This is a genomic window from Mesorhizobium sp. M0139, assembly GCF_040322455.1.
In the GTDB taxonomy this organism is placed as follows: domain Bacteria; phylum Pseudomonadota; class Alphaproteobacteria; order Rhizobiales; family Rhizobiaceae; genus Mesorhizobium.
Genome location: NZ_JAMYTN010000010.1, coordinates 37,316 through 53,793, shown reverse-complemented (window position 1 = coordinate 53,793; position 16,478 = coordinate 37,316). Strand labels below are relative to the sequence as shown.

The 16,478-nt window shown below is 65.3% G+C and carries 15 protein-coding genes; 11 read left to right on the top strand and 4 right to left on the bottom strand.

Annotated features, from left to right (window positions below; genetic code table 11):
* Positions 1–15 precede the first annotated feature (15 nt).
* Genes NKJ58_RS18255 through NKJ58_RS18245 form a run of 3 tightly spaced genes read left to right on the top strand, consistent with a single transcriptional unit; the run spans position 16 to position 3,445 of the window.
* A complete protein-coding gene (locus tag NKJ58_RS18255; RefSeq protein ID WP_198028928.1) occupies positions 16–1,515 on the top strand; it encodes a sugar ABC transporter ATP-binding protein in 1,500 nt (499 codons plus the stop codon).
* Positions 1,512–2,477 carry an ABC transporter permease gene (locus NKJ58_RS18250; protein ID WP_352560138.1) on the top strand — a complete coding sequence of 322 codons (966 nt, stop codon included), beginning with the start codon at positions 1,512–1,514 and terminating at the stop codon, positions 2,475–2,477. Before NKJ58_RS18255 ends, NKJ58_RS18250 begins: the two co-directional genes overlap by 4 nt.
* A complete protein-coding gene (locus NKJ58_RS18245; RefSeq protein ID WP_352560139.1) occupies positions 2,474–3,445 on the top strand; it encodes an ABC transporter permease in 972 nt (323 codons plus the stop codon). Before NKJ58_RS18250 ends, NKJ58_RS18245 begins: the two co-directional genes overlap by 4 nt.
* On the opposite strand, the gene NKJ58_RS18240 is transcribed toward NKJ58_RS18245, so the two are convergent.
* Complete coding sequence (locus tag NKJ58_RS18240; RefSeq protein WP_023692366.1) at positions 3,419–4,360, bottom strand: amidohydrolase family protein; 942 nt, start codon at positions 4,358–4,360, stop codon at positions 3,419–3,421. The genes NKJ58_RS18245 and NKJ58_RS18240 overlap by 27 nt on opposite strands.
* Positions 4,361–4,431: 71 nt before the next feature.
* Between NKJ58_RS18240 and NKJ58_RS18235 the strand changes: the two genes are divergently transcribed.
* Genes NKJ58_RS18235 through NKJ58_RS18220 form a run of 4 tightly spaced genes read left to right on the top strand, consistent with a single transcriptional unit; the run spans position 4,432 to position 8,356 of the window.
* A complete protein-coding gene (locus NKJ58_RS18235; RefSeq protein WP_023686803.1) occupies positions 4,432–5,757 on the top strand; it encodes an alanine racemase in 1,326 nt (441 codons plus the stop codon).
* 38 nt (positions 5,758–5,795) lie between these two features.
* Positions 5,796–6,140, top strand: coding sequence for a RidA family protein (locus NKJ58_RS18230; RefSeq protein ID WP_023686804.1), 345 nt, complete (start codon positions 5,796–5,798; stop codon positions 6,138–6,140).
* Positions 6,141–6,142: 2 nt separating this feature from the next.
* On the top strand, positions 6,143–7,153 hold the full coding sequence (locus tag NKJ58_RS18225) for a succinylglutamate desuccinylase/aspartoacylase family protein (protein ID WP_023686805.1): 1,011 nt from the start codon (positions 6,143–6,145) through the stop codon (positions 7,151–7,153).
* A gap of 21 nt (positions 7,154–7,174) precedes the next feature.
* Positions 7,175–8,356, top strand: a complete 1,182-nt coding sequence (locus NKJ58_RS18220; protein ID WP_023807587.1) for a hypothetical protein — start codon at positions 7,175–7,177, stop codon at positions 8,354–8,356.
* Between the two features lie 75 nt (positions 8,357–8,431).
* On the opposite strand, the gene NKJ58_RS18215 is transcribed toward NKJ58_RS18220, so the two are convergent.
* From NKJ58_RS18215 to NKJ58_RS18205, 3 genes are read right to left on the bottom strand one after another with little or no spacing between them, the layout of a single operon-like run.
* Entirely contained in the window at positions 8,432–9,283 is an 852-nt protein-coding gene (locus NKJ58_RS18215; RefSeq protein ID WP_023701283.1) for a TIGR01459 family HAD-type hydrolase, read from the bottom strand.
* A complete protein-coding gene (locus NKJ58_RS18210) occupies positions 9,280–10,569 on the bottom strand; it encodes an FGGY-family carbohydrate kinase (RefSeq protein WP_031199271.1) in 1,290 nt (429 codons plus the stop codon). Before NKJ58_RS18210 ends, NKJ58_RS18215 begins: the two co-directional genes overlap by 4 nt.
* Positions 10,553–11,596, bottom strand: a complete 1,044-nt coding sequence (locus tag NKJ58_RS18205; protein WP_023670571.1) for a class II aldolase/adducin family protein — start codon at positions 11,594–11,596, stop codon at positions 10,553–10,555. Before NKJ58_RS18205 ends, NKJ58_RS18210 begins: the two co-directional genes overlap by 17 nt.
* Before the next feature lie 192 nt (positions 11,597–11,788).
* Here NKJ58_RS18205 and NKJ58_RS18200 point away from each other — a divergent pair, with 192 nt between their 5' ends.
* Genes NKJ58_RS18200 through NKJ58_RS18185 form a run of 4 tightly spaced genes read left to right on the top strand, consistent with a single transcriptional unit; the run spans position 11,789 to position 16,477 of the window.
* Positions 11,789–12,571 (top strand): DeoR/GlpR family DNA-binding transcription regulator, encoded by a 783-nt coding sequence (locus NKJ58_RS18200; protein ID WP_023701285.1) that lies wholly within the window; start codon positions 11,789–11,791, stop codon positions 12,569–12,571.
* Entirely contained in the window at positions 12,568–13,947 is a 1,380-nt protein-coding gene (locus tag NKJ58_RS18195) for an FGGY-family carbohydrate kinase (protein ID WP_023701286.1), read from the top strand. Before NKJ58_RS18200 ends, NKJ58_RS18195 begins: the two co-directional genes overlap by 4 nt.
* Positions 13,948–13,991: 44 nt before the next feature.
* On the top strand, positions 13,992–15,488 hold the full coding sequence (locus NKJ58_RS18190) for a sugar ABC transporter ATP-binding protein (protein WP_050588083.1): 1,497 nt from the start codon (positions 13,992–13,994) through the stop codon (positions 15,486–15,488).
* Positions 15,485–16,477, top strand: a complete 993-nt coding sequence (locus tag NKJ58_RS18185; RefSeq protein ID WP_286461478.1) for an ABC transporter permease subunit — start codon at positions 15,485–15,487, stop codon at positions 16,475–16,477. The genes NKJ58_RS18190 and NKJ58_RS18185 overlap by 4 nt, the downstream gene beginning before the upstream one ends.
* Position 16,478: the final 1 nt, after the last annotated feature.

Below are 16,478 nucleotides of genomic sequence, written 5' to 3'. Positions count from 1 at the left end.
GTAGCGTTGACAACCATGGCTCCGCTGCTCGCGGCGCGCGGGGTGTCGAAGTCTTTCTTCGGCAACCCCGTCCTGCGCGACGTTTCAATCGCTCTCCAGCCGGGCCGCGTGCATGCGCTGCTCGGCGAGAACGGCGCCGGAAAGTCGACCTTGATCAACCTTTTGTCCGGCGCCTTGAGACCGGATGGCGGGACGATCGAGGTCGATGGACGCGCGGTCTCACGCATGACGCCGGCTGTTGCGCGGCAGGCCGGCATCGCCGTCGTCCAGCAGGAACTCAGCCTGACGGCCAGTCTTTCCATCGCCGAAAATATTGGTCTCGGCGCCTATCCCAAACGGTTCGGCCTGATCGACTACCGCGAACTCGCTGCGCGGGCGAGGGCCGCATGCGAACTTGTCGGTCTGCACGAGCCGCTGTCGACGCCGGTCGGGAATCTGTCGCTCGGCCGCCGCCAAATGGTGGAGATCGCCAAGGCGCTCTACCGCCGGCCGCGCGTGCTCATTCTCGACGAACCGACATCGTCGCTATCGGCAACCGAAACCAAAATCCTCACCGATCTGCTGCAGCGGTTGCGCGGCGAAGGCATCGCCATTCTCTACATCTCGCACCGACTGAACGAAGTCATGGCGCTATGCCAGCACGTCACCGTGCTGAAGGACGGCACCTGCACGGCCGACCGCACCCTGGAAGGCACCGACGCCGCCGGGTTGGTTCGGCTGATGGTCGGCCGCGATCCCGGTGATCTTTTTCCGCAATGGCAGCCTTCCAGTTTGCCTGCCGACGCTATCTCCGTCCGAAATCTTTCGGCCGGCCTGATGCGCGACGTCGATCTGGATATCAAAACGGGCGAAGTGCTTGGCATTGGCGGTCTGGTCGGGCAAGGGCAGGAAGATCTGCTGCTCGGTCTCTACGGCGCCATTCCGGCACGAACGGCATCGGCGACCGTCAACGGCGCCTCCGGCCTGCCCGGCGGCGTGCCGAATGCCAACGCGCTGGGGTTGGCCTATGTGCCCGCGGATCGCAAGCGCGAGGGCCTGCACCTGATCCATCCCATCATCACCAACATGATGCTGCCCGCCTTTGCCAGGCTGCCGGCGCTGAAGCTGCGCAGCCGCCGCGCAGAGCGCGAGACGGCCAAAAGCCTTGCCGCCCAACTCGGCATCAAGGGTCACCTCGGCCGGGCGGCGCAGGCTCTATCGGGCGGCAACCAGCAGAAGGTGGCGCTGGCGAAATGGATGCCGCACGACCCGCTGGTGCTTCTGCTCAACGATCCGACGCGCGGCGTCGACGTCGAAACAAAACGTGAGATCTACATGATGCTTCGCAATTTCGCCGCCGCCGGCAAGGCGGTCGTGCTGCTCAGTTCCGACACGCCCGAACTGGTGCACCTTTGCGACCGTGTAGCCATCGTCCGCGAAGGCCGCATCGTCGCCATGCTGGCGCGTGGGGCGCTGAGCGAGGAAGCCATCGTCTCCGCCGCGATGGGCGCCGAACAGCGGAAGGTTGCGGCATGAACACATCTTCCTCCGCCCGGCAGACCGATGCGCTCTACTGGCCGGTGCAACTGCGTCGCAATGTCGGCGTGCGCAGCCTGTTTGCCGTCGTCCTGGTGTTTCTCATCGCCTATGGCGTCCTCTTTCCGGGTCTGTTCACGGCGTCCGGCTTCGCCAAATTCACGCAGAGCTGGTTTCCATTGGCTCTGGTCGCCATGGCGCAGGCGATCCTGATGCTCACCGGCGGCATCAGCCTGGCCATCGGCGCGACGGTCAGCTTGGGCGCGGTCATCGCCGCGACGACGATGGCCGGGCCGCTGGGCGTCGCCGGGGGCACTGCCGCGGTGGCGCTGACGGGCCTCGGCATCGGGGCGGCGACCGGCTTCGTCGTGGTACGGCTTCGCCTGCCGGCGATCGTGGTGACGCTTGCCGGGTCCTTCATCATCGGCGGCGCCGCACTGCTGATCCTGCCGCGGCCCGGCGGCGCAATCCCGGCGTGGCTGTCCGACCTGCTTGCCGGCAACACACCGGCGGCATTCGTGCTGCTGGTGCTCATCGTTCTCCTGTGGAAGCTCTATCTCGCCACGCCGCTTGGCTTGAGCCTCTATGCCGCCGGCGAGAATCCGGTCGGCGCCTATCGCTCCGGCGTGCCGGTCGACGGCGCGCGCATTGCGGCCTATGCGATCAGCGGTCTGCTCTCCACCGGCGCCGGCTTGTTCGTCGCCGCACAGACCGGTTCGGGCGACCCGGTCATCGGCGCCGCCTTTACCCTGAACTCGATTGCCGCTGCGGTGCTCGGCGGCATCGGCTTCCTCGGCGGCCAGGGCACGATGCGCGGCGCGCTTGCCGGCAGCCTGCTGCTCAGCCTGATGATCAGCGTCATGTTCTTCCTCGGCTTCACGCCGGTCGCACAATATGTGGCCCAGGGCCTGATCATCATCGGCGCGGTCGCCATCCCGCAATTCCGCAAGGCACAGCAATGACAGCATGGAATGACAGCGCGGGCGGCAAACGCGCCCTGACGGTCCTGCGCAGCCGGCCGTTTCTCACCGTTGCCATCGTTGCCGCGGTCTGGATCGTGGCGAGCTTCGTTTCGCGCGGCTTCGGCGCTTATGGCCATCTGCGCTATCTGGTGGAGCTCGGCGCCGTCATCGGCCTGGTTGCCGCGGGCCAGACTTTTGTGGTGATCGCCGGCGGCATCGACCTTTCCGTCGCGGCCATCGTCACGGTCAGCGCCGTCAGCCTGCCGCTGCTGTCGTGGCAGGTGGATCCGACCGGCATCACCGCCATTCTTTCCGTTCTGGTGCTGACCACGGCAATCGGCCTGGTCAACGGGCTCGGCGTCGCTTTGCTGCGCGTCCACCCGATGATCATGACATTGGCCATGGCGACATTCTTGCAGGGTCTGTTGATCATCATCGCCGGCGGCAGCGCCGTGACCGCCGAGAACCCGCTGGTCCACTGGCTCGGCAATGGCCGGCCGGCCGGCATTCCCGCTGGCGTATTGTTGTGGGTGGTCGTCTCGGCGATCGTGCTGACCACGATGCATGCGACATCGCTCGGCGCCCGGATTTTTGCCATGGGCGCCAACCCGCTTGCCGCGGCGCTGTCCGGTGTTCCGGTCACGTCCACGACGCTTGCGGTCTACGGCATCAGCGGCTTCTGCTCGGGACTTGCCGGCGTGCTCGTGTTGGGCATGAACGGACAGGGCTATGTCGGCATCGGCGATCCCTATCTGCTCGCCTCGATTGCCGCCGTGGTCCTCGGTGGCACCTCGATCCTCGGCGGGCTTGGCACCTATGCCGGCACCATCCCCGGCGCCATCCTGCTGGTCACCATCACCGCGCTGATCACCGTCGTCAACGCATCGCCCGGCTGGCGCAGCATCCTGTTCGGCTCGCTGATCCTCGGCCTGCTGCTGCTCTCAGGCCGGGAGCAGGCGCGCCGATGACACATCGTCGAGCCGATAGATGCGCCTTGCGTTGCCGAAGAACAGCGCCGTCTGCTCGTCGGCGGAAAAGTCCGCTGTGATGGTTTTGAAGCCGTCATATATGTCATCGAACGAGGCATGCAGGCCGGCGACCGGAAAGTCGCTGCCGAACATGGCGCGACCGGTGCCGAAACAATCGATGCAATGCAGGACGACGGGCTTCAGGCTGTCGAGCGTCCAGTCATGATCGTAGGCGACCAGATCCGATATTTTGATGGCGACGTTGTCGCATTGCGACAGAAGCCGCAGCCCGTCGCGCCACACCTGCATGCCATCGGCGTCGCGGTCGATCGGGCTACCGCAATGGTTGAGCACGAATTGCTGATCGGGGAAGGCCCTGGCAAGCAGCCCCGCGTCGGCGAGCTGGCGCGGAAACACCATCATGTCGAAGGCCAGCCGATGCTGGCCAAGCAAGGCAAGCCCGGCGCGCCAGGCCGGATCGTCCATGATGCCGTCACGGGCCGCAAAACGGCGGGCAGGGTCGGGATCCCAGCTCAATATGTCGCGCACGCCGGCGACACGCTCGAACGCGGCTTGCGCTTCGATCAGCGCCGGCGCCTGGCGATCGGCGAGCGGCACGTGAACGACATAGCGGGCGGCGACGCCGCGCGATTTGTCGAGTGTTTCAAGCCAGCGCGTTTCTCCGATGCAGTCGCCACTCGCCCAGCCGGCTTCGACATGGACGGTGGCGACGACATTATGCCCTATGGCATCGCGCGCATAATCCCCGGGCAGATAGTTCCGCCGCAAGGGGCCAAGCTCGCCGAGGCCGCCGCGCTCGCTGGCCGTGGCGGCGAGCCAGGGATGCCGTCCCAGTCTGAGATCCCAAAGATGATGATGGGCGTCGATGATCGGTCCGGCGTAAGGTTCTGGCACGTATCTCTCTCAGGCTGTGACCGGCGATCGATCCTGGCTTCGTTCTGCGACGGTAAAAGGGTTAGCATCGCATGACTGAAAACTCACCGGTTCCAGCCCTTTCGGTGCGCGAAAATTTTCGGCTCGACGACCGCATCCGCGGCGTGCCTCCCGGCACAACCGGGCTGGACAGCAGCCTTGTCGCGGCCGAGCACTGGCATCCGGCCGATGGACGCATGGCGCTTCCGGTGCTGACCCTCGACGAGGCGGCCTTCTCCGCCAATCGCGACCTGTTCCTGCGCTATGCGCGCGAACACAATGTTGCGATCGCTCCGCATGCCAAGACGCCGATGGCGCCCGATCTTACCCGGTCGCTGGTCGAGGCCGGCGCATGGGGCACGACGGTCGCCGACATCAGGCAAGCGACAGTGATGCTGAAGGCCGGCTTGACACGGCTGATCATCGCCAATGAGGTTGGAGGAGCCGGCGGCGCCAACCGGCTGGCCGTGCTTGCTGGTGCCTGGCCGGATGCCGAGCTCTATGTCTTTGCCGACTCGGTCGACGCCGTGAACGCGCTTGCCGAGGCTTGGCGCGCCAATGCGGCGCTGCCGCCGCTGCGCGTGCTGGTCGAACTTGGTGCGGGCAGGGCGGGCGCCCGCACCACCGCGCAAGCCGAGGCCATCGCCGATGCGATCACGGCTGCCGGCGGGCGGCTGCTGATCGCCGGCGTTGCGACCTATGAAGGGGCGGCGGCGCAACCCGAGCCCGGTCGCACCGATGAGGTGATATCCGGCCTGCTGGCAATGACCGCCGACATGTTCCTGCGGCTGCGTGCCCGCGTCGGCGGCGACGCACCGCTGATCGTCACAGCCGGCGGCTCCGCCTTCTTCGACCAGGTGGTCGCGGCGCTTGCACCCCTCGTTTCCAGCGACGGCAACGCAACGCTGGTGCTGCGCAGCGGCGCCATCTTCTTCCACGACCACGGCACCTATGACCGTTCGCTCGGCGCCCTCGATGCCCGCAAAGGTTTTGCCATAGGCGGCATCAGCGCTTCGGCGCGGCATTCCTTTCGCCCTGCGCTACGCCTTTGGGCCGAAGTGCTGTCGCGTCCGGAGCCGGGCCTTGTCATCTGCGGCATGGGCATGCGCGACGTGTCGTTCGACCAGGGCTTTCCAACGCCGCTCACCGTCTTTCGTGCCTGCAAGCCGCTGCCGATGCCGGCGGCGCGCGCCGAGGTGGTCAAGCTCAACGACCAGCATTCCTTCCTGTCGATTGCACCGAGCGACGACGTGGCCGTCGGCGACGTCGTCGAATTCGGCATCTCGCATCCCTGCACCTGCCTCGACCGTTATCGCGTGATCTTCGGCGTCGACGCGACCGGCCACGTCCGCCACGCTTTCCCCACCTGGTTCGGCTGACCAGATCCCCCAAAAAGAGAACCTCGAAAGGATCCGATATGATCAAGTATTTTCAGTCCGGCTCGCGCATGTCGCAGGCAGTCGTCTATGGCGGCCTCGTTCACATAGCCGGCCAAGTGGCCAACGATCGCAAGGCCGGCATCGAAGGCCAGACCAGCGACGTGCTTGCCAAAGTCGAGGCGCTGCTGGTCGAGGTCGGCAGCAGCAAGTCGAAGTTGGTGGCGGTCAACATCTTCCTGCCGCAGATCGGTGATTTCGAGGCCATGAACAGCATCTACGATGCCTGGATCGATCCTGCCCGCCTGCCGGCGCGGGCCTGCGTCGAGGCGCGGCTTGCCGACCCTGATCTGCGCATCGAAATCACCGCGGTCGCGGCGGTCTGACCATGCACACCGGCCTCGCCCACACGCTCGATTTCGACCGCGACGGCAAGACGCTCAGCCATCTAAGCATTCCGTTCTCGATCGATCGCTCGCCCTACTTTCAGGTCAAGGTGCCGATCTGCCTCATCCGCAATGGCGACGGCCCGTCACTGCTTTTGATGGCCGGCAATCACGGCGACGAATATGAGGGCGAGCTGTCGCTGGCAAAACTGGCGCGCCGGCTCGATCCGAAGCGGATCAAGGGCCGCATCACCATCATGCCGATGGCCAACGCCCCTGCGGTGATGGCCGCCAAGCGCTGCTCGCCGCTCGACGGCGGCAATCTCAACCGGGCGTTTCCCGGCGATCCCTCGGGAACGCCGACAAGCCGGCTCGCCAATTTCCTTGAGACGGAGCTGTTTCCTCGTCACGACGTCGTCTTCGATATCCATTCGGGCGGCACGTCGATGGAGCATCTGCCGACCGCGCTGGTCGAACGCAACGCCGATCCCGAGCGCCACCGGCGTGGCGTCGAGCTGATGCGCACGCTCGGCATGCCCTACGGCTTTATCGCTGACAACGGCCAGGCCTCGCCAACCTCGATGGGCGCAGCGCGCCGCGCCGGCGCCGTCGGCGTCAGCGGCGAGTTCGGCGGCGGTGGCACCGCAACGGTCGATTCGATGGCGATCACGGCCCGCGCGCTCGACCGTCTGATGATAGCAATGGGTGTGGTCGACGCGCCGGTTCTTGGCGCGGGCGAAAAGCCTTCGGCGCCGACAAGGCTGCTGTCCCTGTCCAGGCACAGCCAGGGCCTCTATGCCACCCGCCGCGGCTGGTTCGAGCCCGCCGCTAGGCTCGGCGACAGTGTCACTTCAGGACAATTGGCCGGCTGGTACCACGATCTCGAGCGGCTCGATGTTGCCGAGGAGGCCCTGCATTTCGCCGAAAGCGGCTTGGTGCTGTCGCGCCGGCTGCACACGATGTGTGAGGCGGGCGACTGCCTAATGCAGGTCGCAGAGCCGGTCGACGGCTGAGCCAAAGGCAGAGGATATTCCATGCAGCAACTGTCCATGTGGACCTATCCCTGGGACATCCAGGATCTCGGCCTGGAGACGGTCGAACGTGATCTTGTCGAGCGCGCCGGGCTCAACATGATCAGCCTGGCGACATCCTATCATGCCGGGCGCTTCCTGCAGCCGCGCAGCCCGCGCCGCAAGGCCTATTTCCCTGAGGACGGCACCATCTATTTCAAGCCGACCGCTGCGCGCTGGGGAAGTCTAGCCATCCAGCCCAAGGTGGCTGACGTGATCACTGAGGGCGGCGACGTGCTCGGTCAGCTCATCCGCCGTCGCGACGCGGGCGGACTAGGAGTTTCGTGCTGGACGGTCTGCCTGCACAACACCCGCCTGGGCATGCTGCATCCGCAGGCCGTCACCCGCAACGCCTTCGGCGATGCCAACTACTACAATCTCTGCCCCTCCCATCCCGATGCGCGCGCCTATGTCCGCGCGCTGATCGCCGACATCTCGCACAGCTACCGGCCGGACCGGATAGAACTTGAAAGCCCGTCCTTCATGGGCTTTGCCCATGAATACCATCACGAGAAGGACGGTGTCGGGCTGACGCCGGAAGACGATTTTCTTTTGTCTCTGTGCTTCTGTCCGTCCTGCGTCGCCCGTGCGGCAAAAGCCGGCATCGATGCCGAGGCGGCGCGCAAGCTCACCAGGCAATGGATCGTCGAGACCTGCGAGCGTGCGATGCCTGAGCGGCGCTTTCCCGATTTTCCCGCCTGCGGCATCGACGCCTTTGCCCCCTGGCCGGAGCTCCATGCCTATCTCTTGTGGCGATTCGAGCCAGTGACCAGCCTGGTCGCCGAACTGCGCGAGGTAGCCGATCCCACGACGCGGGTCGTTATTATCGATCTGAAAGACGGCTGGCTTGGCGGTTGCGATCTGGCAGCGCTGGGCAAGGTCTGCGACGGGGCGATCCTGTGCGCCTACGACATGCAGGCCGGCGATGTCGCCAGCCTGATGGCGGCCGGCCGTGCGGCACTGGGCGCGGACAAATTCCTCGGCGCCGGCTACCGGCTGTTCTATCCGGAAATGGCCCGCCCCGACATTCTTGCGGCCAAGGTGAAGCCAGCGCTGGCGCCCGGTGTCGACGGCATCAATTTCTACAATTACGGCCTCATTCCAGCCGCGCGGCTCGACTGGATCCGCGCTGTTCGGCAGCCTTGAGCCAGCCGGCCAATGCTCGCCGGCCACGAGGCGTTGAGGCCGGATTCGGGCGCGAGCGCTGCGGGGTGAATCAAATCAGCGAAACCTGAAGCCATCCATGGTGTAATCCGGGTATGCGTCCATCGTGTCGAACAGGTCGAACAGGTCAGGTGTGTCCGCCAATATTCCTGACAGAACCAGCACCGTGGCCACGCCGGCAGCAAGTCCGCCAGCGATGTCGTGTTCGACACTGTCGCCGACGCAGACCACAGTGCCGCGGTCTGGATTGCCTGCCAGCGCTAGTGCGGCGCCGAATATAGTGGGGTAAGGCTTGCCGATACGCGTGACGCTACCACCAAGGTCCTCGTAGAGATCCGCCAGCCGGCCGGCACCGAAGCGCGGCCCCACTGCCGTCAGCATGATCTTGTCAGGGTTGGTGCAGAAGCATGGCACCTGCCGCACCGCAGCCGGCGCAAGAAGTCGGCGATAGTGCTCAAGATCATAGCGGTCGCCCTCGCTGGCCGAAATCAGCACCAGCCCGGCATCGTCACCGTCCTTAGTCAATGCGAACGGCAGACCTTCGATCGCCGAGCGGTCATCGTCGCGGCTTATCAACAGGCATTTCGTGTTTGGCAGTAGCTTTCCGGATACCGCCATGTCGTGGAAGAACTCCCACGCGACCTCGCCGGAAGAAACAAAATGGTCCCAGCTTCCCGGTTCGAAGCCGAGCTTTAGCAGCCGGCTCTCGTTAGGCCCCGCCCGCTTGCCGGAGTTCGAGATCAGCACAATGGTCTTGCCGGCGCGCTTCAGCGCCGACAGTGCTTCCACTGCCCCTGGATAGGGGCTGGCGCCGTCATGCAGCACGCCGAACTGATCGAGCAGGAAAAAATCATAGCGCTCGGCCAGCTGGTTGACGCCGTTGAGGTGTTCGACTGTTTTCGCGCTCATAGAAGCCCCGCCGCGCTTGCGCCCATCAGCGCCAGCCGCGCTGTGCCGGCGGCGGCTTCGTCCGAAAGCGCCGGCAGGAAATCAACACCAAGTCTGCGCTGCCGGATCGCCGTCCAGGCGGCATTCGCCGCACCGCCGCCGACGCTTCTGACCGACGTCAGCTGCGGAGCGCCGAGCTCGGCGAGCCTGTCATAGCCGAGCGCCTCGATCGCGGCGATACCCTCCAACATGGCTTTCAGATAGTCGGCGTCCTCCACCGGTCGCGGCACAAGACGCGGCGGCAGTGCCGGATCGGCGATCGGAAAGCGTTCGCCTGCAGTGGCAAGAGGATAGTAGTCGAGGCCGGTCTCGGTCATCGGGTCGATCGCCATGCTCAGCTCGACGATGCGCGCCAGAGGGAAATGCTGTGTCAGCACCTTGCCGCCGGAGTTCGATGCGCCGCCCGCCAGCCAGACATCTCCAAGCCGATGGCTGTAGATGCCGAAGCGTGGCGCCGAGATAGGCCGGTCGGACAGGATCTTGACGGTCAACGACGACCCCAGCGCGGTGACGCCGTCGCCCATTGCCGCGGCACCTGTCGCCAGGAACGAGGCGCAGCCATCGGTCGTTCCGGCGACGACGGCGATTTCGCGCGGTAAGCCGAACATATCCGCGGCATCCGCGGTGAGTTTGCCGACGACATCGCCCGGCCTGGCGATACCGGGCAGCAACTCCATGCGCATTTCGGTGGCCGCAATCCAGTCCGGCCAGCAGCGGGCCGTGATGTCGTAACCGGTTTTCAAGGCATTGTTCTCGTCGCTGACATCGAAGCGACCGGAGAATTGTCCCGCGATCCAGTCCGCCTGATGCAGCACCGCGGCAACACCGGGCGTGCGCTGGAACCAGAGCGCCTTGGCGAGACCGGACGTCGCCCCAAGTGCGGCACTGGTCGCTGGGGCTTCGCGAGCGATCGCGACCAGAATGGCGTTGTCGGCGACCGTATCGTTGTACATCAGCGGCTCGGCCAGCGGCCGCCCGGCGCCGTCGACCGGCAGCAACGTACCTGAAGTGCCGTCAACAGCGATCGACCGGACCGCTGTTCGGTCGATGCCCGAAAGCAGTTCCGCCAGCGCTGCGCCGACCGCTGACCACCACACTGCAGGGTCGCGGGCATTCCGGCCAAACAACTCGAGCGAAACGGCGGAACGCGCGGCAATGGAAAAATCCGGACGCATGGCGACCGCGCGCGCGCCGGACGTGCCGATGTCGATGCCTATGGCAAGCGGCGTGTCAGCGGCTGGCGGCATTGAGTTTCTGGCGATACTTCTCGGCGTCCCAGTTGACCAGTTCATCGTTCTCGGCGGCGGTGAGGTAGTTCAGCCGCGCTGCAATGTCGATGCGTGCCGTCACGTCGGCAAGGCAGCGTTGCATGGCGTCGGCGCCCGCACTGGCATCGCCGCGCATCAGCACGCCCAGCCCGGGAAACAGGATCGCCACGGGGTTTGTACCGCACCGCTCGATGACGCGCGGCACATCCTCACCGGGCTTTGCCACCACCGACCCCCGACCCAGAAAGATGACGTGATCGGGGTAGAGGCTGCCCCCGGACGCCATGCGGCGGCTTTCGGGATCGATGGCGACCGCGTGCGCCTCGATTTCCGCCGGCAGCCTGTAACCGGTTTTCCCGGCCAGCGCCGCCAATCCCGCAACATCCGGTTCCGCCACTTGGCGCGCCGGCCGCGCCAGAAGCAGCGTGACGCGGCGCAGCAGCACTTCGGCCTCGGCGACGGTATCGGCCGCGACGACCAGCCCGTGATTGGCAAGGATCAGCACGTCGACCCCAGCCTGAAGCCGCTCGGCAATACCCTGGGCAAGCGGCAGGCCTGGCCGGAAATAAGGAACATACGCCCATTTGAGACCATCAAGGCGTCTGGCGGCTTCCACCTCGCAATTGGCCTGTACCGCCAGCGAAATGGTTTCGACGCAATGGACATGCAGGACGACGCGCTGCGGCATCAGCGCGTGAACGGTGGTTTCAATCGAAGGGCGCAGGCGCCGGGCGTTGAGCGTCTCGATGGCGAAGATCTGCGGCTGGTCGGCGGCGCTGTCGCGCTGTTCGACAGCCCTGAGCAGCGGCGCCATCGCCACCGGGACCATGATGTCTTCGGAGAGCGCATCCTTCAGCCATGTGCCGGAAGCCTTGATCCACAGCGTGTCGCCGGCTTTCAGCGAGGTGTTGCCGCCGGCGGCCTGGGTCAGATTTGGATTGCGCCCGATGCTGGCCGAAAGCGCCCGCAAAGCAGCCATTTCCTGCGCATCCGCATAGCTCGCCATGGCGCATTTCCTCTATCAGCTCCGTCAGCCTCGCAGCTTCGGATACCCGTCGTGGGATGTTGATGTGTATCGCAGATGCGAGCGACTTACGTCAATAGTGATCTAATGTCATCAAAGGTTCTTGCAATCGGAAAGATGTTGAGTAAGTTACGTCAAATGCCGTGGCAAAAACGGCTCCTGGGAGGAAAACGATTGAGCGACTCCGGCCGCCAGCGTCAGATCGTCGAGTTGCTGCGGGATCGCCCCTTCGCGTCGGTGCGCGAACTGCAGGAGCAGCTCGGCGTGTCGGCGGCGACGGTGCGGCGCGACATCGACAAGATCGACGAGGCCGGTGAAGCACGGAAGGTCTATGGTGGCATCTCGGCGCTCGACGGCGCTTCACAGGCGGGTGTTGCCTATGCCAGGCCCTATGACGAGAACCGCGACCTCGCGGTCGAGGCCAAGCGGCAGATCGCCGCTCTCGCGGCCACGATGGTGCGCGACGGCGATGCGGTCATCGTGCATGGCGGTTCGACCTGCTTCCACCTTGGGGTCAAGCTGGCTGAGCGCAGCATCCGTCTCTATACCAATTCGATGCCGCTCGCGGCCTATCTGAGCGACCACGGCCATTGCAGCCTGACCGTTGCCGGCGGCGATCTGCATCGTGAGCCGGGCATCATCCATTCACCGACCCAGGCGGAGCCGTTCTACGCATCGAAGTTCTTTCTCGGCGCGCAAGGCCTTGGCCAGGAGGGCGTGCTGGAATCGCACCCGCTGCTGGTCCGCTCCATCGCCGATCTCAGCCTGTGTGCCGACCAGATCGTGGTGCTGGCCGACAGCCGCAAACTGTCGATCCACGCCCGTAACATCGCGCTGCCCTTGTCGCGCATCGGCACGCTGGTGACCGATGACGGCCTGTCCGACGTCGACGCGCGCATGCTGGAAGACGCGGGCGTCATGGTGCGCATCGCTTCGGCTTCGGGAGCCATCCAGTGAAGATGGCCGTCCTCGATTTCGGCAAGACCAATTCGAAGCTGTTCGTCTTCGCTCAGGACGGGCGCATCGTCGACGAGCGCCGGACCCGGCCGAACTGGATGCGCAAAGATGGCTTCAGCGTGCTTGATGAGGCAGCACTTCACAGTTGGGCGGTTCGCGCCGTAAGCGAGGCCTCCGACGTCCATGGCGTACAGGGCGTGATGGTGTCGGGCCATGGCTGCACCTTTGCCCTGGTCGACGAGGCGGCGCTGACGCATCCGATACTCGATTATGAGCAAGAGCCGCCGGCTGATATTGCCGCGCAAATTGATCGCCTCGTTCCGGATTTCACCGAGACCTTCTCGCCGCGATTGCCGCTCGGCTTCAACTACGGTCGCCACATGCTGTGGCTACAGGCGGTGCAACCCGGTGCATTCACGGCCGCGAAATCGATCCTCGGCTATCCACAATACTGGAGCTGGCGGTTTGGCGGCCGGGCGGTCTCGGAAGTGTCCTATCTCGGCTGCCACTCGCATTTATGGGCGCCGCGCAAGCGCGACTTCAGTTCGCTGGTCGATATTGAGGGCTGGCGCGACCGGATGCCCGCTTTCGAGCGGGCGGGCTCGGTTGTCGGCGAGCAACGCCTCGGCGACACGAAGCGGCGGATCGCCATCCACAATGGTGTCCATGACAGCAATGCCGCGCTCCATGCCTATCGCCGGCAGGAGCTTGGCCCGGTCACCGTCGTCTCGACCGGCACCTGGGTCGTCGTGCTTAATCCGGATTGCCTGCTCGACGCGCTCGATGGCCAGCGCGACATGCTGGTCAATGTCGATATCGACGGCGGCCCTGTGCCGACCATCCGCTTCATGGGCGGGCGCGAATTCGCCACGATCAGCGACGGCTGGCAAGGCGCGATCGCGCCGGCGGCAGTGCAGCGGGTGATCAACGCCGGCAGCATGGCGCTGCCGAGCTTCGCGCCGGGCGGACCAATGCCCGGCCGCGCCGGCAAATTGGTCGGCCGCATGCCAAGCGCCGAGGAACGCGCAGCCGTGGCGCTGCTCTACGTCGCGCTGATGGTCGACCTCTGCCTCGACCAGATCCATTCGGACAACACCGTGATCGTCGATGGCGGACTGAACGCTGGCGGCCTGCTCGCCGGGCTAGTGGCGCAACTGCGTCCCAGCCAGGCCTTCCTGCAAGGGGCCACACTGGAGGGCAGCGCCACCGGGGCGGCGGCGCTGGCCTTCGAGACCGTCGGCCGCGAATTTGCCGCGGAAGTGCCGGAGCCCGTGCGTGCCGCAAGCTTCACCGGACTTGCCCGATATCGCGACACATGGCGTGGCCTCATCGGCGAGCAGGGCATCCCCCGCGCGGCAGCGGGAGGCGCACGGTGATTGTCGCTGCTCAGGCCGAAGTCACGCGCCAGCCAGTGCTGGAAATGCGGCACATCTCGAAGACGTTCGGGCCAGTCCGCGCCTTGCAGGACGTGTCGCTGACCGTCCATGCCGGCGAAGTCCATGCGCTGATGGGTGAAAACGGTGCTGGCAAGTCGACTTTGATGAAGGTGCTGTCCGGCGCCTATCGGCCTGATGCCGGCGGCGAGATACTGATCGACGGCGTGCCGGTCGCCACCGGCGACCCGATCAAGGCGCGGGCTCACGGCATTGCGGTTATCTATCAGGAACTGTCGCTGGCGCCCAACCTGACGGTCGCGCAGAACATCTTCCTCGGCAATGAGCCGAGGCGTTTCGGCATCGTCGACCGCGACCAATGCTACCGGCGCAGCAATGAGATCATCAAGCGTCTCGGCGTGTCCTTCTCCGCACGGGCTCAGGTTTCCAGCCTGTCGCTCGGCGAGCGTCAGCTGGTCGAAATCGCCCGCGCGCTTTCGACCAGCGCGCGCATCATCGTCATGGACGAGCCAACCACCTCGCTGACCTCGCGCGAGACCGACCGTCTCTTCGAGGTCATCGCGACGCTGAAGTCGCAAGGCATCGCCATCATCTACATCAGCCACCGCATGGAAGAGGTCTACCAGTTGGCCGACCGTGTCAGCGTGCTGCGCGACAGCGGCTATGTCGGCACACTCGAGCGTGCCGAGCTGAACGCCTCGCGCCTCGTCTCGATGATGGTTGGCCGCGACCTGTCCGCTTTTTACAGGAAGGATCATCGCCCGCCGGACAACAAGCGCGCGGTCGCCTTGTCGGTGCGCGGCATGGCGGACGGCAATCTCCTGAAGAACTGCTCCTTCGAACTGTACAAGGGCGAGGTGCTGGCTCTGGCTGGCCTTGTCGGCTCGGGCCGCACCGAACTCGCGCGACTGATCTTCGGTGCCGACAGACGCATCGCCGGCACGCTGGAACTCGACGGCAAGCCCGTAACCATCGGCTCGCCAAGCGAGGCACTGAATGCCGGCATCGCCTATCTCACCGAGGACCGCAAGGAGCTCGGCCTCTTTCTCGACATGTCGATCTCCGACAACATCAGCATGGGCGTGCTGGCCAGGGATGCGCGGCCCGGCGGCTTGCGCGATTTCAAAGCCGCCGAGAGACGTGCTGCCACTGCCGTTTCGGATCTCTCCATCCGCACCAGGTCGGTACAGGCCAATGCCGGTTCGCTGTCGGGCGGCAACCAGCAGAAAGTGTTGCTTGCCCGCCTGCTCGAGACCGAGCCGCAAGTGGTCATCCTGGATGAACCGACGCGCGGCGTCGATGTCGGAGCGAAGTCGGAAATCTACCGGCTGATCGACAATCTCGCCAAAAAGGGCATCGCCATCCTGATGATCTCCAGCGAACTGCCGGAGGTGATCGGCGTTGCCGACCGCGTGCTGGTAATGCGCGACGGCACGATTGCCGGCGAGGTTACGGCGTCCAAAGACCAGCCGCTGCGCCAGGAAGCAATCATGGAACTTGCAACGGGAGCGGCCAAGGGATGACCGACAAGGCGACCGAGATCAGTGGCCAGGTTGTCGGCAGGAGCCGGCGGTTGCGCACCGCCTTCGCCGCCCTTGGCATGCTGCCGATCCTGATCCTGCTGGCGGTCGGCTTTCAGTTGATGAACGCGCGCTTCTTCACCCAGACCAATTTGCTGATCGTCATGCAGCAATCGTCGATCAACATTGTGCTGGCAGCGGGCATGACCTTCGTCATCCTGACCGGCGGGATCGACCTGTCCGTCGGCTCGATACTTGCCGCCTCGGCGATGGTGGCGGTGATGGTGTCGCTGGTGCCCGATTGGGGACTGCTGGGCGTGCCGGCGGCCATTCTCGTCGGCCTCGGCTTCGGCGTCATCAACGGGCTGCTGATCGCCTATATCAGACTGCCGCCCTTCATCGTCACGCTGGGGTCGCTGACCGCTGTGCGCGGCGTCGCCCGCCTGCTCGGCCAGGACACCACGGTGTTCAACTCGGACCTGCCGTTCGACTTCATCGGCAACGGTACGCTGTTCGGCATTCCCTGGCTGGTCATCATCGCCTTGTCGGTCGTGGTGCTGTCCTGGCTGGTGCTCAAGCGCACCGTGCTCGGCACCTGGATCTATGCCGTCGGCGGCAATGCCGAAGCGGCGCGGCTGACCGGCATCAAGGTGCCGCTGGTGCTGCTCTTTGTCTATGGCGTTTCCGGCCTGCTGGCCGGCCTTGGCGGCGCCATGTCAGCGGCCCGGCTCTATGCGGCCAACGGGCTGCAGCTTGGGCAGTCTTACGAACTCGACGCCATTGCCGCGGTCATTCTCGGCGGCACCAGCTTCGTCGGCGGCGTCGGCTCGATCTGGGGTACGCTGATCGGCGGCCTGATCATAGCGGTGCTCTCCAACGGGCTTATCTTGGCCGGTGTCTCGGACATCTGGCAGTACATCATCAAGGGATTGGTCATCATCGTGGCAGTCGCCCTCGACCGCTACAGGCTCCAGGCAGGAGCGAGAACGTGAT